We start from the raw sequence: 18,600 nt of genomic DNA, 5'->3' as shown, positions 1-18,600 counted from the left end.
AATTAGAAATCAAATTTTGTTCTTCAATAATGGGAGTAAAATCAAGTAATTCTACTCCCATTATTTATAATGTTTTATTCAATATTTACCATAACTAACACCATAACGCACTCTGTAAAAGCGATTCGCACCAAACAAAGTTTGGCTCTCTGCTTTCCTTAAAGTTTGAGATAAGTGGCACTAGGGCCCTGAATAATAGCTTCTAAGTTTAAAATGAGGTTTGTCCATAATCACTGCACAAATTATTTAGGCATTTAACTCCACTCAAAACCAACAATCATGTTTATTTTTAAGCTGCAGTTATTTTACATGGTACATAAAGAATACAATCTAAATAAACACCATTACCATTGTCAACTTTACTCATTGCCCAAGCAACTCCAGTTCCATATAAAGAAATTGGTCCTAAAAACTTACCAGATATTTTTATTCCTTGTTTAGCTAAAAATTCTCCAATCCCAGAAGCAGCAGCAGCTCCAGTTGTAATTCCACTAATTGTAAAAAAATCATTTAAATCACTTACAGCCTGATGTGAAAAATATATTTGAGCTCCCCACCAAGTATAAGTCACATTAGCATATTGTGCTGACATACTTCTAACAGCTATAGCTCTCGTATTTGAAGAACTATTAGGTTCATTTATTGATTGCTCAAAAGTATTTCCTTTTTTATTCAAATTTCCTGTCTTAGAAGCATCTTTTAAAGCCATATTACTGTTATTAATGTAATCTAAAACAATTTTTCTTTCAGTTAAATTAAGATAAGAATAACCTTCTTCTGAAAGATAAAATTGGCTTTGTGTTGTTTTAATAAATGGTGTCGCCTTATTTATTAAATCTTGACTTATTTTACTATCAAGACTTTGATTGTTTTTAATAACATCTGTTATTGATGTAGTTTCAATCTTTACTTGCTTAGGGTTGTCCAAAGACTTTGCACTTACTAAATTGGGCAAGAAAATACTTCCTGCAGTTGTAATTGTTATTGCGAGGGCAATGTTCTGAATTAGTTTTTTACTTGTCATAATAAATTCCACCTCTCATTAGTTCTTTTTTAAACTTAAATATTACCTAGCTAAATCTAAGTTTGAATAATCCTTACAATATACATTTTATATCCTAAAAAAGTAAACTCAACACAAAACGCACAAGAGGAAAAAATTCGAGCATAAAAAGAATGTTTTCGTGTATAGATTCTTTTCATGCTCATTTTTTTCCCTCTTATGTCATTTATATTTACATTTCTACTTTTATGTGATATTTTTCGTACTAGAAAACTACAAAGTAAGGTGGATTAAACATGTTAAAAAGCCTATCATACAAACTAACCTCTTATATAGAAAATAATAGTGATATTAAAAATAATAATGATTTAGAAAAAATAAACTATTCTCTTCAGACTATCTTAAATGAAACCTTTAAGATAATAGTGTTAACAATACTATTTTTATTACTTGGTAAAATAAATTACTTCTTGTTTTCAATGATAATTTTATTTTCTATAAGAATTTTTTCAGGTGGTTATCATGCAGATACTACAATAAAGTGTTTGTTGTGGACAACCTTGTTTTTTTTAATTACTTCACTGATAGCGCCTATACTACCTAGGCTAAATATTTTAATTTATTATGCTACATCTTTTGTAAGCATTATAATAATCTACGTTAGAACACCTTGCCCCAATAGAAAACGACCAATTAAAAATAAGAAAAGAAGATGGCATTTAAAACTTATCTCCACCTTCTTTATTACACTTTGGATAACTATTTTATTATTTATTACAAACGATACAGGATACTTAAACTGTGGTTTCCTAACAATTTTGCTACAAATACTTCAATTAATACATATTAGGAAAGGAGTATCAGTATGAGACTTAAAAGGCCTTCAAAATTATTTTTAAACACCTTAGGATTATACTTGATTAGTTTTTCAAGCTTATTACTTAAAACTAATTCATTTGTATTTATAGGCGAACCAATACCTCCAAAAAGTTTTTTAGATTAATACTTTAAAACATATATAAGAATTATCAAAAAATAGTTGAATTTTACCACCATTAGATTCAGCTATTTTTTTTACATTATATAGTCCATATCCTCTATTTTTCCCTTCTTTAGTTGAAAAACCTCTATTAAATATTTTTTTTATATTTTCTATCTTTATTAGTTGCCCACTATTTTTTACTTCTATAATGTTTTTATTTTCATCTTTAAATATGTTTAATGTTACAATTCTATCTGTGCTGTTATTTGCTGCTTCAAAAGCATTATTTAAAAGGTTAGTTAATATTTCAGAGAGTTCATAATCCTTTACATTCCATTTTTCTAAATCATTACTTATAGACCATGAAAGTTTTATATTTTTCATTTCTGCCTCATAACATTTACTAAATATTATAGCCCTTAATACTAAGCTATCTATATATATAATATCCTCAATACTTTTAACAGAATTATTTAATGATCTTATATAAGTTATTAAACTATTTTTTAATTCTTCTTCTTTTGATACCTGTACTATTCCATTTATAGTATTTAGATGATTTTTGAATTCATGCTGCTTTCTTCTAATTTCTTCTATGATATTTTCAATAATAGGATTATATCTATTATGTAACTCTATAAGTTTTTTCTCTTCATTTATTTTTACAATGTGATAACACAAAAATAAATTTAAAATAAATATTGCTATTAACATTACAATAAATACAATTATATTATTTAAAATCAGTTTTTCGTTATACTCCCAAATTATTTTGCAAATTAATATATATCCAATAAAGTTTATTACAATGTAATATAGTATTTTTGAATTCAATTCTATTGTCCTATATATATTTTTGTCTGGTGCAAAGTAATATATAATTACAGCTAAAATAAATATCGTAACTGCTATACTTAAGCTAAATGTGAAGGATTCCATATCCCAGTTAGGAAAAAAAATTTTTATTAGATACATTGTTATTAATTGTGAAATCATTAGTAATAATGTATTTATGCAAACTTCTATTAGTGATTTAATAAAATTATTGTCATGAAAAAATGAAATTAAACACAATATAACTATATAATTACAAATCATACTGTAATAATTATTTATAGAATAAGCAGCAGCTACTACAGCTGATGTAATAAATACTATAACAAAATTTTTTATAATAACTTTTTCTTTTTTCAAACTGAATTTAGACCACAAAATCATAAAAGAACTTAGCTCAATGAATGTAACACTAAAGCTCTTTAGCATATCCACCATATCTCCCCCTATAGTTTGCTAAAAGCATATTAGCCTAAGCTTCTATTTAAATCTTTCCATTATAACATCTTTAAACTTATAACTTAAAAAAGCCTTTTCTTTACAATTACTAAAATTAATTTTCCATAGCTTACTAGAAATACTTTCAATTTTCTTAATATGATTCGTATTTATTACAAAAGATTTATGACTTTGAACTATGTTATCACAATTAATAATTTTTAGGGCTTTGTTTAGTGAAAGCTTTTTCACTTCATAATTACCATTTTGGGTATGAACAGTCATTATTCTAAGATTTATCTCAATAAAAATGATTTCATCCACATTTAACTTAATGTTAATACCATTTTTCAAATCAAAAATTACATGCTTGTCTTTTTTTTCTTGTTCCCTATGTATGTGACTTCCTTCAATAAGCTCTTTAGTCATTTTTATTACTTCGTCTTTGTCATAAGGCTTTATTATATAATCATAGCAGTGAATTTCTTTAAAGGCTTGAAGCATATATTGAATATGGGTAGTTATAAAAACTATCCAGTTAAACTTATATTTTCCCATTTTTCTAATTTCAAAGGCTAACTCCAAACCAGAAGAGTTTTTTAATGAAATATCAATATAAAAGAAATTTATATAAGTTTCCTGTAAAGTTTTTATAGCTTGCTCTTTAGATTCTGCTTCGTATACATTTAAATCTCCATCTACTCCCTGTATCATTTTTACAATATTTTCTCGCTGCTTACTATCATCCTCAACTACTAATATATTAACCACAAGAAATCCTCCCTATTATACCATAATATATGTATATTACCTTAATATTCCTTAAATTTCAACAAAGGTTCTACAAGAAAGGAAGGATTATATTTACTTTATATGATTTCTTTGTAAAACAGTAGTTAAATGTACAATGTCCATTGAGAAATTTATACATATACCAAATAACTTATGATATAATTCAAATTAATGATATATTACAACAAAAGAGGTGTTACCTTGAAAGAATTTGAAACAAGAATAATTAACATCAATGTAGATCAAATAAGAGCTAAGCTTATGCAAATAAATGCGATTAAAGTGAAACAAGAAAATCAGATTAACAATATATATGATTTTGAAGATAAAAGGTTATTAAACAATAAGGGATATGCCAGAATAAGAATGGTAGAGGATTTAATTAATAGTCGAAATCATTATTATATGACTACAAAAAAATTACTAAGCCAAGACAAATACAAAATTATGGAGGAAAATGAAACAGAAATACTGGATTCTAAAGCTGGAGAAAATATATTTAGATCATTGGGCTTAAATCTTGTGCAATCTGTAAAAAAATATAGAGAAAGCTATAAATATAAAAATACATTAATTGAAATTGATATAAACGAGAAATCATTTTGTCCTTTTCCTTACATAGAATTTGAAACTAGTGACGATACTGAACTTGAAGAGATAGTTAACTTGCTAGGATATACAATTAAGGATACTACCTCTAAAACCATATTTGAAATATTAAAAGAAGGCAATTATTCAATTAATTGCGAGCCTGGACTTTAGCTAATGCTTCTTTATTAGAAATGGAGAATTTATATGTTTGGTTACGTTACTCCCTGTAAAATGGAGCTGAAAATTAAAGACTATGAAAAATTTAAATCTTACTACTGCGGTTTGTGTAAATCTATAAAAACAAATATAGGAAACATTCCTAGAGCAGCTCTTAATTACGATATGACTTTCCTGGCTATACTACTAGATTCTCTAGATAATAGCAAATCAACTTATACAAAACAAAGATGTGCCATACATCCACTTAAGAAAAAAATTATTCTTAAAGATAATGATTATTTAAGCTATGCTGCATTTTGCAATGTAATTTTAAGTTATTATAAGCTTTTAGATAATGTAAATGATGATAACTCTGTTAAAAGTAGACTTTTTTCTTTATTCTTTAAAGGATATTTAAAAAAAATTCCTGTTAACTTAAAACGACACCTTTTATATATAGAAAACATGTTAAATACACTATATAGCATAGAAAAAAATCCTAAAGGTAAATCAATTGATAGCATCTCACATCCCTTTGCTGAGCTTACTGGTTTTATTATATCTTCCTATAAAAATGGTGAAAATAAAGATTCCTTATATTGGCTTGGCTACAATCTTGGAAAATGGATATATATAATTGATGCTTGGGATGATTTAGAGAAAGATATGTTAAACAATAAATTTAATGTCATAAATTCTTGCTTCAATGAAGATAACCTTTCTTTTGAAGAGTTTTCAAAGAAAGCAGAAAACAGAATAGACTTTATACTAGGTACTTGTGCTTCACAATGTGCATATTTTTTAAGTAAGTTGCCTTTGAAAAAAAATAAAGAGCTATTATATAATATTCTACAGTATGGCCTTTTGGAAAAAATGGATAAAGTATTTAAAAGGAGTGTTTGCGATAATGAGAAATCCGTATGAAGTACTTGAAGTAAGTAAAAATGCTTCAAAAGATGAAATAAAAAGAGCCTATAGAGAATTAGCTAAAAAATATCATCCAGATCAATATGGCAACAACCCATTAAGAGAATTGGCTGAAGATAAGATGAAAGAACTTAATGAAGCTTATGATTATCTAATGAAAAATTCTTCTAATGATTCCTATTCTACTTCTAGCTATGGAAATAATACATATAATAATCAAAATAACTCTGATATGTATCGCTCTATTGAAATGGCTATCCAGAATGGTAATCTCAGATACGCAGAAGAAAATCTAAGTAGAATTACAACTAGAGATGCTGAGTGGAATTATCTTATGGGGCTGCTTAATCTAAGAAAAGGCTGGTATAATGAAGCTTACAATAATTTAAGCGTAGCATGTAACATAGAACCACACAATGGAAAATATAGAGACGCTTTTAATAGGCTAAATAATATGAATCAATCTTATAGGGAACCTTACTATAATAATAGAAGAAGAGATCCTGATTTATGCAATATTTGTGCTACTTTGTATTGCTTAGACTGTTGTTGTGAATGTGGTGGCGGAGACTTCATTAGCTGCTGCTAAAAATGGAGGTGTTAATATTGGATAGAGGAACTAATAAAACTTCAAACTTATCTAAAGGTGGCATCTTTACTGCACTCGGTGTTATTTTTGTATATCTAAGCAGTATTATTCCCGTGAATAAGCTCTTTTTATTAGGTATAGCATCAAGCATTATTCCTTTATCCGTTGTTACTACTAATATGAAAAACACTATAATAGTTTACTTTGCTACATCTGTAATTTCTTTGTTCGTTTCTGGTTCAAAATTTGCAGTTATTTCTTATATAATATTCTTCGGGTTATATGGAATAATAAAATACTATATTGAAAGAATAAGAAAAATATATATTGAGTTTATATTGAAATTAGCTTTCTTTAATTCTGTTGTACTTATACTATTTTGTTCTTATAAAGCTTTTTTCCCAGACATCATTAATGTAAATATGCCTTTATATATATTGGTAGCTGGCTCTGAAATAGTATTTTTGATATATGATTATGCATTATCTCTATTCATAAGTTACACAAATAGATACCTTCATAAGAAAATCTAATTAATAAGATCGTATCTATTTTAAAACAAAAACTCTTCTTTAAGCAAGAGGGTTGAAGTAAAATTTTATTATGATATAATAATTGGTGTAGATTTTATGTTGTTCGTGTTACAATATTGCCCATTCGCCAAGCGGTAAGGCACCTGACTCTGACTCAGGTATTCGGAGGTTCGAATCCTTCATGGGCAGCCATTGAATTCAAAGACTCTATAGCTTTTATAGAGTCTTTTATTATCTTACTTTTAATATAACTCTTGACAAAAAATTATTGATATTATAAAATTTACAATAAAGTTAATAATACGCTTTGAAAAGGAATAGTAATATCTTATCTTCATAAGAGAGCTGTTGGCAGGTGAAAAACAGTGTTGATAATCTATGAACTCGCCTTGGAGCTTATCTGCAGAAAAGCAGGTACGGGTAAAGCCGTTATTTTATTGAGTGAAACTAAAGAATGTCTTTAGTTTAATAAGAGTGGTACCGCGGAATACAGCCTTTTCGTCTCTTTATAGGGAGATGAAAAGGCTTTTTTTATTAGTTAAAACTATTGTAATATTATTGCATAGTATCTGCAATTGATTATTTAATGTAGTTTTTGCAATAATAACAACTATATAATAATAAAACACAGTAAAGGAGCGATAATATGAGCTTTTACAATACTAAGGTTGATGAAAAGTGGCAAAAAAAATGGGAAAATTCTAATCTTTACAAATTTGATGAGAATAATTCAGATAACAAGCTATATGTGCTTGAAATGTTCCCTTATCCATCAGGAAGTAAGCTTCATGCAGGTCATTGGTTTAACTATGGGCCAGTTGACTCTTGGGCAAGAATGAAAAGAATGCAGGGATATAATGTATTTCAACCAATGGGATTCGACGCTTTTGGTCTTCCTGCAGAAAACTTTGCTATTAAGACAGGAATTCATCCTAAAGATTCAACAGAAAAAAATATTGAAACTATGGAACAACAGCTTAAGGCCATGGGCACAATGTTTAACTGGGAAAACGAGGTAGTTACTTGCAGACCAGAGTATTACAAATGGACACAATGGATATTTGTCAAACTATTTGAAAATGGCTTGGCCTATAGAAAGAATGCACCTGTTAATTGGTGCCCTAGCTGTAATACAGTTCTTGCAAATGAACAGGTTCTAGATGGCGCTTGTGAAAGATGCAGCACTGAAGTAACTAAAAAGGACTTAACTCAATGGTTCTTTAAGATTACAGACTATGCAGAACAACTGCTTGAAAAATTAGATGATTTAGATTGGCCTGAAAAGACAAAGGCAATGCAAAAACACTGGATTGGTAAATCTATTGGTTCCGAGGTAACTTTTAAAGTTGCAGACTCTGATCTAGAATTTAACGTATTTACTACAAGAGTTGATACTTTATTGGGAGTTACTTATGTAGTTATTGCTCCTGAGAACGATCTTGTAGATAAAATCACTACAGATGAATATAAGGCTTTAGTTGGCGAATACAAAGAGCAAGCTAAGAAACAATCTGATATAGAAAGACAGTCTATTACTAGAGAAAAAACTGGTGTATTCAGCGGAGCATATGCTATAAATCCTATAAACGGAAGAAAAGTGCCTATTTGGATAGGTGATTATGTACTAAACACTTATGGTACTGGTTGTGTTATGGCTGTTCCTGCTCATGATGAAAGAGACTTTGCATTTGCAACAAAATACAATCTTCCAATAGAAAGAGTAATTGAAGGCGGAGATTCTCTTCCTTATGTTGAATATGGAAAGATGATGAACAGTGGTGAGTTTGACGGGCTTTCTGGTGACGAAGCTAAGGCTGCCGTTGTTAAAAAGCTTGAATCCATGGACCTTGGAAAAGGAAAGGTAAACTATAGATTAAGAGATTGGTTAGTTTCAAGACAGAGATATTGGGGAGCTCCTATTCCAATAATTCATTGCGATAAATGTGGAACTGTTCCTGTGCCTGAAAAGGATCTACCTGTAATGCTTCCATACGATGTGGAATTTTCACCAGATGGAAAATCTCCATTATCAAAATCTGAAGATTTTATAAACACAACTTGTCCTGTATGTGGTGCACCTGCAAAAAGAGATATGGATACCTTAGATACCTTTGTATGTTCATCATGGTATTACTTGAGGTATCCTGATAACAAAAATAGTGATAAAGCTTTTGATAGCGAGACAATAAATAAGATGCTTCCTGTAGATATGTATGTAGGTGGACCAGAACACGCATGTATGCATCTTTTATATGCAAGATTCTTCACTAAAGCATTAAGAGATATGGGTTATTTAAACTTTGATGAGCCATTCTTATCATTAAGACATCAAGGATTAATTCTTGGTCCTGATGGTCTAAAGATGAGTAAATCCAAAGGAAATACCATATCTCCTGACGATTATATAAAAGAGTTTGGATCTGATGTATTTAGAATGTATCTAATGTTTGGATTTGACTATACTGAAGGTGGCGCATGGAGTGATGATGGTGTTAAATCCATTGGCAGATTCGTAGATAGAATAGAAAGAATCTTAGACTCCTGTAGAGAGGAAATAAATAATCCTAAAAACAGTAAAACTACTTTAGATAAAGCAGAAAAAGAGCTTAACTATATGAGACATCATGCTATTAAAGCTGTAAGTGAGGACACTGCTAAGTTCCAATTTAATACTTCTATAGCAAGGTTGATGGAATTTATAAATGCTCTTTCAAAATATACTGGAGAGGATATTAAAAATTCTTCTTTCTTAAAGGAGACTATACTTGACTTTATAAAACTTATAGCACCATTTGCACCTCACTTTGCAGAGGAACAATGGGAACTTTCCGGAATGTCTTACTCAATATTTGATGAAAAGTGGCCTACATTTGACTCTAAGGCTTTAATAAAAGACGAGGTTGAAATAGCAATTCAAGTCAATGGAAAAATAAAGGCTAAAGTGAATATAGCTACAGGATTAACTGAAGATCAAATAAAAGAAGCTGCACTTGATAACGACGATATAAAAGCTTCTATAGAAGGAAAAGAAGTTAAAAAAGTTATAGTAGTTAAAGGTAGACTTGTAAATATTGTTGTAAAATAAAATTTGGGGCCTTATGGCCCCTTTATCTATACATTTCTAATATCTTCTCTGTGGATTTTAATAGGCTAGCAAGTTCATTTACCTCACCCTCTTCAATGAGCTTATTCAACTGTATTTGAAGCCTTGTTGATTCTGCAAGCTTTCCCATCGAAGATAAAGTCAATATATTATTCATTATGTCCAACACTAAACTGGATTTCACTTCAAATAATTTTTGAGCATCCTTAATTTCATCCTTAATCCCAAGCATCTGCTGGTCTAATTGAAAGGCTGCATCCGCTGCGGATTTTAGTTTCAATTTTATATTATCAGGTATTTCATGTTTATATTTATAATTTAGTGAATGTTCTATAGTAGCCCAAAAGTTCATTGCTAAAGTTCTTATTTGAAATTCAGCTAATATCTCCTTTTCACCATCTGCCATATTTACTGGATACTTGATAACCATATGATAACTTCTATATCCGCTGCCCTTAACATTAGTGACATAGTCCTTCTCATAAAGAATCTTCATATCCTTTCTTCCTCTAACTATCTCAACTACTTTTTCAACATCGTCAACAAACTGGCACATTATTCTTAGTCCAGCAATATCTTCCATTTCGTAACTAATCCTATCTAAAGGTATATTAAACTTATTAGCTTTTTCTAATATACTAGATATTTCCTTCACCCTACCTGTAACAAACTCAATAGGTGAATATTCATTTTTTCTTCTATATTCTTTTCTTATGCTTCTAAATTTTATTTTCAATTCTTCAACTGCTTGTTCATAAGGTATCAGAAATGTTTTCCATTCTCCTATTGCCATAACCATTCACCCCTACATATTAGTATATGCTGTCATTTATATTATACTACACTTTTATTATAGTATATTATTTATAAATAAATAATATAATTTTATTATAATTTTTGATATAATAGGATTATTCAAGAAACTATTAATATTGAAGGTGATGTTTTAATGTCAAAGGATATATTTTCTGGTTTAGAAAATTTAGGATTCGAAGATATTGATAATGTAAATTTGTATAAAAAAGATGATGATAAAATGAAACAAGCTGAAGAAAAAATAGGACAAAGTGAGGAAGAGAAACAACGATCATTACTGTATGATACGCATGTTACGTGTCCAGTATGCGAGATTAATTTTAAAGCTCGAGTTGTTAAAACTTCAGCATCCAGAATCTTAAAAAAAGACTCTGACAGCTTTATTAGATACGGTGTTATAAATCCCTATTTCTATGATGTATGGGTATGCAATAGCTGTGGGTATTCTGCTCTGAAAAATGATTTTCATAAAATTAGAAGTTTCCAAATAGATTCAGTAAAACAAAAAATTACTTCTAGGTGGCGCGGAAAGAACTACCCTGACGTATATGACATAGATATAGCTATAGAAAGATATAAACTTTCCTCTTTTAAACTATGTTGTAACGGAAGCGAAATCAAGTAAAAAGGCCATGAACTGCTTAAAACTTGCATGGATGTACCGTCTCAAGGAAGATGCTGACAATGAGATGACGTTTTTAAAACAAGCCCTAGATGGATTTAGTGATGCTTATTACAATGAAGATTTTCCTATATACGAAATGAACAAATTCACTATTATGTATTTAATTGGTGAACTTAATAGAAGAGTTGAGAAGCCTGAGGAAGCCTTAGTATGGTTTAGTAAGATTATAACTGCACCTGGTGCTCCTCAAAGGCTTAAAGATAAAACTCGAGACCAGAAAGACTTAATAGAAGAAAGTCTTAAAAAGAAATCTGAAAGTAACGAAGATTTAACAGAAGGGATTTCTTTCGACGATGAAAATAAAAAAGATAAAAAAGGATTTTTCTCTAAATTTTTTAAATAAAGAAGACCCATTAGGGCCTTCTTTAAGCTTATATAAATAAATTTACATTGGAGTCCTCTGCTTCTCCTAGGTAGTAACCTACACCACCTATTTTTATACCATCAATTAGCTCTTCCTTTTTAAGTCCCATAACATCCATAGACATCTGACAGGCCACTATTTCTATTCCACTATCTATAGCAGCTTGTATTAGCTCTTCAAGTGATGTAACACTTTTATTTTTCATTACCATTCTGATCATTTTAGGCCCCATTCCAAGCATATTCATATTAGATAATTTTAATCTTTTGCTCCCTCTTGGCATCATAAATCCAAACATCTTATCCATAAAGGCTTTTGGAACACTAACTTTATCATGCTTCCTTAGTATGTTTAGTCCCCAGAAGGTAAAAAACATTGTAACTTTTTTACCCATGGAAGCTGCACCATTAGCTATTATAAAGGATGCTATTGCTTTATCTAAGTCTCCACTGAACACTACTAACGTTTTATTATCCTTTTGAGCAATTGCACCGGTATTACAACTACTGTTATCTAGCATCATTTGTTTTTTTTTACCCTTTTTTATAAAAGCTATGATGTTTCCCTTATCTTTTTCTCTCTCTAGTAGCTCGTTATCAGTTCTTTTACACCAAGACTTTATATCTTCGAAAAATCCTGGATCTGATGCTGTAACCTTTAATACCTCTCCTTCTTTCATGTCTTGAACACTTGCGTTAACCTGCATTAGAGGACCTGGGCAGCATAGTCCACAAGCATCCAGTGTCTTATCAAAGCTTCCCTTCTTATATTCAATCTCCGCCTCTTTATACTCATTAGCAGTACTTTCTAAGCTGACACTAGCTTCTTTTCCTCTTAAATCCATAGAACCACCTTCACTGCCTTTGTTCATTACTACATCTTTAGGTCTAAACTTACTCATAGTATATGTCTTATAACCCCCAGTTAGGTTCTTCACTTTAAATCCACGTGCCATTAAAATTCTTGCAGCAATATATCCTCTAAGACCTACCTGACAATGGAGTAATATTTCCTTATCTTTATCTAGTTCACTCACTCTATTTCTCAAGTCATCTACTGGTATATTTAATGAACCTTCTATATTACCATTTTTATATTCTATTTCAGTTCTTACATCTATAAGCTGAGTTTTTTCCTTATCTCTATTATCTATATCTTCTGGAAGTATTACTTCATGTCTTCCAGTTAGAACATTTTCAGCAACAAATCCAGCCATGTTAACAGGATCCTTTGCTGAAGAGTAAGGTGGTGCATAAGCAAGCTCTAATTCTGCCAAATCATAAACTGTTCCACCAAGCCTCATTGTAACTGCTATATCATCCATTCTCTTATCTACTCCAACATAGCCAAAAGCTTGAGCTCCAAGTATTTTCCCTTCATTATTGAAAATAAGTTTTATTGACATCGGAGCTCCACCAGGATAGTATCCTGCGCTTGAATTAGGGTGTACATAGATAACTCTATATGATATACCTTTTGACTTCAATGTTCTTTCATTATTTCCCGTACTTGCACCAGTTAAGTCAAATACCTTTATGATAGCTGTTCCCATAGTTCCTTTGTATTTTGAATCTAATCCACATATGTTGTCTGCTGCAATTCTTCCTTGTTTATTAGCAGGTCCAGCAAGGGCTATAGCCGTCTTACTTCCATTTACAAAATCAACTACTTCTATAGCGTCACCAACCGCATATACGTCTTCTATATTTGTCTCCATTTTATTGTTTACTATTATGTGTCCTTTTAGTCCAAACTCTATTCCTGAGTTCCTTAAAAAGGCCACATCCGGCTTAACACCTATGGCAAGTATAACTATATCCGCATATAGACATTTTCCGCTATTCAAAATAACATTAATGCCCTTCTCCTCTTCCTTAAATGCTTTCACACCATCATTTAAAACAACTCCGACTCCATTGTCTTCGAGTTCCTTTTCCGCAAATGTTACCATATCCGAGTCAAACGGCGCTAGTATATGAGGTGCTGCTTCAACTAGTGCAACATTTAATCCTCTTTCTTTAAGGTTTTCAGCCATTTCAACTCCTATAAAACCTCCACCTATAACTACTGCATTTTTGATATTTCTATTATCTACATAAGCTTTTATTTTGTCTGTATCAGGCACGTTTCTTAGTGTAAATATCTTATCATTATTTATACCTTCTATTGGCGGCTTGATAGGCATTGCACCTGGTGATAAAATTAGGTAATCATAGCTTTCTTCATATTCACCTTTGTCTTTGCTGTTAACCTTCACTTTTTTGTTTTTTGTATCTACATCAATTACTTCGCTATTAACCCTTACATCTATTTTAAATCTCTCATTCATAGCCTCAGGAGTTTGTACTAACAGCTTTTCTCTTTCCTTAATAGTTTCACCTATATAATACGGCAATCCACAATTAGCAAAAGATATATACTCTCCTTTTTCAAACATCACTATTTCTGCATCCTCATCAAGTCTTCTAAGTCTAGCCGCAGCAGATGCTCCACCTGCAACTCCGCCAACAATTAAAACTTTTTTTGACATTTTCCTGTACCTCCTTTTTAATAGAAAAACTTTATCTATTTATCTTCATTAAAGAATATATCAATTATTTTCTCTACTCTCTCATCACAAACTCTGTAGTTTATCTCTAAGCCATTTCTTTCACCTTCAATTATTCCAGCAGTCCTTAATTTTTGCAGATGTTGTGATATAGTAGATTGAGGCATATCCAAACAATTTTGCATATGACTTACATTGCATCTTCCCTTTTCCAACAAACCTCTAACTATACACAATCTAACTGGATGTGCTAACACTTTAAGAAATTCAGCACTTTCATTAAATTTTTCAAAATTATTATCCATCTCATACCTCTTAATTTTTTAGAATAATTTTCAGTAAATATTTTTCACTATTATATTTAATATATTTGTTCATCACTATATTTATATATTACGATATATAAATATATATGTCAATAAATTATCCCATAAAAACTTATAAAATTTTTATGGGATTGAAATCTAGATAATCACCTGAAGTAAGTATATATTCTATGCCGTCTTTTTCGCCATTTAAAGCTTTTGTTAGCGAAGGTCCATGTAAATGTCCATAAACTACATTTTCAACGCTATATTCTTTAAATATTTCTACAAAACCTGATTCTACAAGTTTCTCATTCATAGGAGGATAGTGAATCATTACAATAAATTTTTTGAATCCTTCTTTTACTGCCGCATCTAATGACAATCTTAATCTAGAAAGCTCTCTTGTATATATCTTTTCATCATGGGCCTTGAAGTTTTCTCCTCCCGGACAAATCCAACCTCTAGTTCCGCATATAGCATAATCCTCGTATACAAAGAAGTTGTTCTGGATGAATTTCATATCTTCATAAAGATTATTTAGCTTAGTGATGCTCACCCACCAATAATCATGATTGCCCTTAACCATTATTTTTCTTCCTGGAAGATTATGAATCCACTGTAAATCATTCATGCCATCTTCTATTTTCATAGACCAGGATATATCCCCAGCTATAAGTACTGTATCTTCATCCTTAACTTTTTTTAACCAGTTATCCTTTATTTTTTTATCATGTTGAAACCAGTTTTGCCCAAACACGTCCATTGGCTTGTCACCGTTTAAATCTAAATGCAAATCAGATATTGCATATAAAGCCACCTTACCACCTCTTATTTGCTTAAATTTTTATCTACATCCATTACATAGGCTATTACCTTGGCTACCGCATTATATAATTCAAATGGTATAGCGTCTCCTACATCTACATTACTTAAAAGACTTGAAAGTTCTTCATCATAAACTATAGGAACATTATTTTCTTCTGCTCTTTCTATTATCTTGTCAGCTACATATCCCATACCTGCCGCAGTCACCACTGGTGCCGTATATCCCTGTTCATATTTTAATGCCGCTGCCTTTTTCCTTTTATTCATTATAACACCTCTTAATATAAATGGGGCATCTATTAATTATAAGTTGTTCTTATTATATTGTAAATTACTTAGAACCTTACAAAATTAATGCGCCTTATACCTTTGTATCTATAGCACTTAGATTACTGTCCCCGAAGAACTCTGAGCAACTTGTTATATTCATCTCTTTTTCTCTCTCACTTACATTAGCATAAACATTATAACCCATTTCATGCAGCTTGATCATTATCTTTTCTTTTTCATTATCTAAAACTTTAATCCACTTTTCTTCACACTTTATACTTAAATCCATGTTGTTGTTGTTAACTTTTATATAAGCATCTATAACTCCCATGTTAATAGTATTTACAGATGCCGCTATTTTTACATTGGTAGAGTCAATTTTCTTTCCCTTTTTTCTTTCATCTTTTATCATGAGTTTGCACTCATATTCATGCTTTTCTATATTTATAGGCAAGTCTAGGTAATAATACTGATTTGATACAGAATTAAATATTTTGAAATCATTAATGTTTTTATCTAGTGCCTGCATCACATTATTATATACCTTAGGATCAAGTTCATTTTTTTGCTCTATAAATGTTTTTATAGTATTTTTTAATTCTTCAGTTTTGGCATTTATTTGCTCCTTAATTACTTTTGATATATCTTCTATAGTATGGTGTTTAACTGGTAATGCGCTTTTATCTTTTACGCTATCATCTAACTTTAATTCCTGAGTAATTTCTATATCTTTTTCCGATAAAACCTTAGTTACTTCTTTTGAAACTTTTGTATTATTAGATAACTCCTCGTTTTCATTATTTAGTTCCTTTAAATTTGTATTGTTGGATAGCTCCTCATTCTCATTGTTTAACTCTTTTAAAGCTGTTGTTTCTACTGCCAAATTGTTTTTACCTGATTTATTTAACTTTACTAGCTCTTCTGATGTGCTACCTAAATCTATCTTTTCTTTACCTTCATTATTAGATAGCTCTTTATTATTTTGTGTAATGCTTTCTAAGTTGCTATCTGTACCTGCAAATTCACTATCGGTATCAATACTACCTTTAAGCTGACCCTCAACCTGCTTAACATCTTTAAATATGGTCAAATTCTCCTTAAAGACATTATTAAAACTCTTAATGTTTTCTTCCGTTAAATCTATATTGTTTTCAAAAAATGTAAATAAATCATCTGATTCTAAGCTTTTTAATTCATTAAAAAATGACTTTAAAGTATTTTTTATTTTAATACCTTCTTCACTTTCTAAATTTATATTTTTGCTTTGTATATATCTTTCAATGAAAGCACTTTCCTCTGTATCATCAGATTTCATCTTATTCATAAAGTCTAAAATAGTTTTTACATCTGAAATATTTTCTTTCGTAAGAGTTATATTATGCTTTACCATTTTATTTAAAATATCGTAATCTGAATCACTTAATTTTATGCTTTTCTCTTTTAAAAACGCACTAATAGAATCTTTTTCTGATGATTTTTGTTTAGTATCTGAATTTAATATTTTAAGCTGAAGTTTTCCATCTTCAAAGCCTTCAACTACAAATCTTATAAGCCCTTCTGGTAGCTTTTCCATAGGGTCTTGAAGCTTCGCTGAAAATTGCCACCCATCAAGAAGTTTTAAGAGCATCTCTCCAGTTAATTTATCTAAATTTACAATTCTAGCTGAAAAGTTTTGGCCAACTTCAAAAGATAACTTTCTAGAAACCATCCTAGTATTAACATCATAAACACTATTTATATTCCATATACCAGCCATTTAAATCACTCCTTTTATTCTGGCCTATATATACATTATCGCACAGAACTATAAGTTTATGTAGGGCTACTTGGCCGAAAGTTAACTTATATGCCGGGATATGTTTCCAAGCTTCAGCTTTGGGAACATATTCCTCTATATAAGTTAACTTTCTAGCCAGTTTTTCTATATAAATGAATATCTATATATATAAAAATAATCCGGAAAAACCCGGATTATTTCTGCTAGTTATTTTTAACAAGATCACTTTCTTCTTGACCTTCTTTATGAAGTATTGGTGATACGCTTTTGTACACTAACATAGTTAATACTGATACCAACATACCTTTAATCAGATTAAAAGGCGCAATTGCCCATATCACAAAGGAATTAAGGTCTTTTATACTGCTATTAACTTTGTTTCCCATTGCAACAATGGCATTTATAGGGAAGTGTAGTACTGTTTCATATAAAGGTAGGAATATATAGTAATTAAGAACACTAGCTGCCACAGTCATAGCTAAAGCACCTGCAATTAGTGAAGTAACTGCTGTCCCTCTGCTTTTTCTTTTATTATATATATATCCTGATACATATACCATTACTGCACCAACAAGGAAATTTGCTAACTCTCCTACAAAAGCACTTCCTCCAACAAATATACCATGAAGTATATTTTTAAGTAACTCTATTGCTACTCCAGCTATAGGTCCAAGCGCAAAAGCCCCAATTAGTGCTGGCAAGTCACTTATATCAAACTTTAAAAAAGGTGGAAAAAATGGGGTAGCAACTTCAATAAACATAAGTATAAATGCTATAACACTCAACATAGATATTTTTACTAATCTGTTTAGTTTTTGATCTTTCATATATACATCCTCCTAATATAATTGTTTCATAATCTTCTGCATACATTCATATTTAGAGGTGTTAGTATAATAAAAAACCCTGACTATAAGTCAGGGCGAATTTACATTATACTTTACCTTCTTTCATCCAGACTTTACTGTCGGCTTCGGAATCTAACCGAATCATGCCAATTAAGGCTCGCGGGCTATACCGCCGGTGGGGAATTTCGCCCCGCCCTGAAGATTATTA

General features: G+C 30.4%; 16 protein-coding genes, 1 tRNA gene, 1 pseudogene, 1 riboswitch and 1 other annotated feature. Of the genes and pseudogenes, 8 read left to right on the top strand and 10 right to left on the bottom strand.

What is annotated here, in order from left to right; genetic code table 11:
- Window positions 1-289: 289 nt before the first annotated feature.
- On the bottom strand, window positions 290-1,024 hold the full coding sequence (locus RCG18_RS08435; protein ID WP_308040862.1) for a hypothetical protein: 735 nt from the start codon (window positions 1,022-1,024) through the stop codon (window positions 290-292).
- Window positions 1,025-1,299: 275 nt separating this feature from the next.
- On the opposite strand from RCG18_RS08435, the gene RCG18_RS08430 reads away from it, so the two are divergent.
- On the top strand, window positions 1,300-1,872 hold the full coding sequence (locus RCG18_RS08430) for an accessory gene regulator B family protein (protein WP_308040861.1): 573 nt from the start codon (window positions 1,300-1,302) through the stop codon (window positions 1,870-1,872).
- A gap of 125 nt (window positions 1,873-1,997) precedes the next feature.
- Here the strand turns inward: RCG18_RS08430 and RCG18_RS08425 are convergent, their stop codons facing one another.
- Both RCG18_RS08425 and RCG18_RS08420 read right to left on the bottom strand, forming a co-directional pair.
- Window positions 1,998-3,257, bottom strand: coding sequence for an ATP-binding protein (locus tag RCG18_RS08425; RefSeq protein WP_308040860.1), 1,260 nt, complete (start codon window positions 3,255-3,257; stop codon window positions 1,998-2,000).
- 42 nt (window positions 3,258-3,299) lie between these two features.
- Window positions 3,300-4,028 (bottom strand): LytTR family DNA-binding domain-containing protein, encoded by a 729-nt coding sequence (locus tag RCG18_RS08420; RefSeq protein ID WP_308040859.1) that lies wholly within the window; start codon window positions 4,026-4,028, stop codon window positions 3,300-3,302.
- A gap of 222 nt (window positions 4,029-4,250) precedes the next feature.
- Here RCG18_RS08420 and RCG18_RS08415 point away from each other — a divergent pair, with 222 nt between their 5' ends.
- From RCG18_RS08415 to leuS, 6 genes are all read left to right on the top strand, one after another.
- Window positions 4,251-4,811, top strand: coding sequence for a CYTH domain-containing protein (locus RCG18_RS08415; protein WP_308040857.1), 561 nt, complete (start codon window positions 4,251-4,253; stop codon window positions 4,809-4,811).
- A gap of 33 nt (window positions 4,812-4,844) precedes the next feature.
- A complete protein-coding gene (locus tag RCG18_RS08410) occupies window positions 4,845-5,723 on the top strand; it encodes a DUF5685 family protein (RefSeq protein WP_308040856.1) in 879 nt (292 codons plus the stop codon).
- Entirely contained in the window at window positions 5,707-6,315 is a 609-nt protein-coding gene (locus tag RCG18_RS08405; RefSeq protein ID WP_308040855.1) for a DnaJ domain-containing protein, read from the top strand. Before RCG18_RS08410 ends, RCG18_RS08405 begins: the two co-directional genes overlap by 17 nt.
- 2 nt (window positions 6,316-6,317) lie before the next feature.
- Window positions 6,318-6,848 (top strand): hypothetical protein, encoded by a 531-nt coding sequence (locus RCG18_RS08400; protein ID WP_308040854.1) that lies wholly within the window; start codon window positions 6,318-6,320, stop codon window positions 6,846-6,848.
- Between the two features lie 117 nt (window positions 6,849-6,965).
- A tRNA-Gln gene (locus RCG18_RS08395) sits at window positions 6,966-7,040 on the top strand.
- Window positions 7,041-7,146: 106 nt separating this feature from the next.
- Window positions 7,147-7,357, top strand: a binding site (T-box leader).
- A 137-nt stretch (window positions 7,358-7,494) separates the two neighbouring features.
- Complete coding sequence (leuS, locus tag RCG18_RS08390; protein ID WP_308040853.1) at window positions 7,495-9,933, top strand: leucine--tRNA ligase; 2,439 nt, start codon at window positions 7,495-7,497, stop codon at window positions 9,931-9,933.
- 22 nt (window positions 9,934-9,955) lie between these two features.
- On the opposite strand, the gene RCG18_RS08385 is transcribed toward leuS, so the two are convergent.
- Entirely contained in the window at window positions 9,956-10,744 is a 789-nt protein-coding gene (locus RCG18_RS08385) for a GTP pyrophosphokinase family protein (RefSeq protein WP_308040851.1), read from the bottom strand.
- A gap of 243 nt (window positions 10,745-10,987) precedes the next feature.
- On the opposite strand from RCG18_RS08385, the pseudogene RCG18_RS08380 reads away from it, so the two are divergent.
- Window positions 10,988-11,795, top strand: a pseudogene (locus RCG18_RS08380) (DUF2225 domain-containing protein).
- 28 nt (window positions 11,796-11,823) lie between these two features.
- Here the strand turns inward: RCG18_RS08380 and RCG18_RS08375 are convergent.
- The 6 genes from RCG18_RS08375 to RCG18_RS08350 all read right to left on the bottom strand — a co-directional run bounded on the left by RCG18_RS08375 (window position 11,824) and on the right by RCG18_RS08350 (window position 18,371).
- A complete protein-coding gene (locus tag RCG18_RS08375) occupies window positions 11,824-14,346 on the bottom strand; it encodes a CoA-disulfide reductase (RefSeq protein ID WP_308040850.1) in 2,523 nt (840 codons plus the stop codon).
- Between the two features lie 35 nt (window positions 14,347-14,381).
- Window positions 14,382-14,669, bottom strand: a complete 288-nt coding sequence (locus tag RCG18_RS08370; protein WP_308040849.1) for a metalloregulator ArsR/SmtB family transcription factor — start codon at window positions 14,667-14,669, stop codon at window positions 14,382-14,384.
- A gap of 133 nt (window positions 14,670-14,802) precedes the next feature.
- Window positions 14,803-15,489, bottom strand: coding sequence for a metallophosphoesterase (locus RCG18_RS08365; RefSeq protein ID WP_308040848.1), 687 nt, complete (start codon window positions 15,487-15,489; stop codon window positions 14,803-14,805).
- A gap of 11 nt (window positions 15,490-15,500) precedes the next feature.
- On the bottom strand, window positions 15,501-15,764 hold the full coding sequence (locus RCG18_RS08360) for an EscU/YscU/HrcU family type III secretion system export apparatus switch protein (RefSeq protein ID WP_308040846.1): 264 nt from the start codon (window positions 15,762-15,764) through the stop codon (window positions 15,501-15,503).
- 94 nt (window positions 15,765-15,858) lie between these two features.
- Window positions 15,859-17,523: a hypothetical protein gene (locus RCG18_RS08355; RefSeq protein ID WP_308040845.1), complete on the bottom strand. Its 1,665-nt coding sequence runs from the start codon at window positions 17,521-17,523 to the stop codon at window positions 15,859-15,861.
- A 224-nt stretch (window positions 17,524-17,747) separates the two neighbouring features.
- Window positions 17,748-18,371 (bottom strand): ECF transporter S component, encoded by a 624-nt coding sequence (locus RCG18_RS08350; protein WP_308040844.1) that lies wholly within the window; start codon window positions 18,369-18,371, stop codon window positions 17,748-17,750.
- 111 nt (window positions 18,372-18,482) lie between these two features.
- A riboswitch (FMN riboswitch) is annotated at window positions 18,483-18,599 on the bottom strand.
- Between the last annotated feature and the right edge of the window lies 1 nt (window position 18,600).

This window comes from Clostridium sp. OS1-26, from assembly GCF_030915445.1.
Lineage (GTDB): Bacteria > Bacillota > Clostridia > Clostridiales > Clostridiaceae > Clostridium_AM.
Note: the sequence above shows the minus strand (reverse complement) of the source record. Positions and strands in the feature narration are given on the sequence as shown.

Coding starts and splice junctions, on each gene's coding strand:
- RCG18_RS08435 (WP_308040862.1), bottom strand. CDS start 1,024: ATGACAAGTAAAAAACTAATTCAGAACATTGCCCTCGCAATAACAATT.
- RCG18_RS08430 (WP_308040861.1), top strand. CDS start 1,300: ATGTTAAAAAGCCTATCATACAAACTAACCTCTTATATAGAAAATAAT.
- RCG18_RS08425 (WP_308040860.1), bottom strand. CDS start 3,257: ATGGTGGATATGCTAAAGAGCTTTAGTGTTACATTCATTGAGCTAAGT.
- RCG18_RS08410 (WP_308040856.1), top strand. CDS start 4,845: ATGTTTGGTTACGTTACTCCCTGTAAAATGGAGCTGAAAATTAAAGAC.
- RCG18_RS08405 (WP_308040855.1), top strand. CDS start 5,707: ATGAGAAATCCGTATGAAGTACTTGAAGTAAGTAAAAATGCTTCAAAA.
- RCG18_RS08400 (WP_308040854.1), top strand. CDS start 6,318: ATGGAGGTGTTAATATTGGATAGAGGAACTAATAAAACTTCAAACTTA.
- leuS (WP_308040853.1), top strand. CDS start 7,495: ATGAGCTTTTACAATACTAAGGTTGATGAAAAGTGGCAAAAAAAATGG.
- RCG18_RS08385 (WP_308040851.1), bottom strand. CDS start 10,744: ATGGCAATAGGAGAATGGAAAACATTTCTGATACCTTATGAACAAGCA.
- RCG18_RS08375 (WP_308040850.1), bottom strand. CDS start 14,346: ATGTCAAAAAAAGTTTTAATTGTTGGCGGAGTTGCAGGTGGAGCATCT.
- RCG18_RS08370 (WP_308040849.1), bottom strand. CDS start 14,669: ATGGATAATAATTTTGAAAAATTTAATGAAAGTGCTGAATTTCTTAAA.
- RCG18_RS08360 (WP_308040846.1), bottom strand. CDS start 15,764: ATGAATAAAAGGAAAAAGGCAGCGGCATTAAAATATGAACAGGGATAT.
- RCG18_RS08355 (WP_308040845.1), bottom strand. CDS start 17,523: ATGGCTGGTATATGGAATATAAATAGTGTTTATGATGTTAATACTAGG.
- RCG18_RS08350 (WP_308040844.1), bottom strand. CDS start 18,371: ATGAAAGATCAAAAACTAAACAGATTAGTAAAAATATCTATGTTGAGT.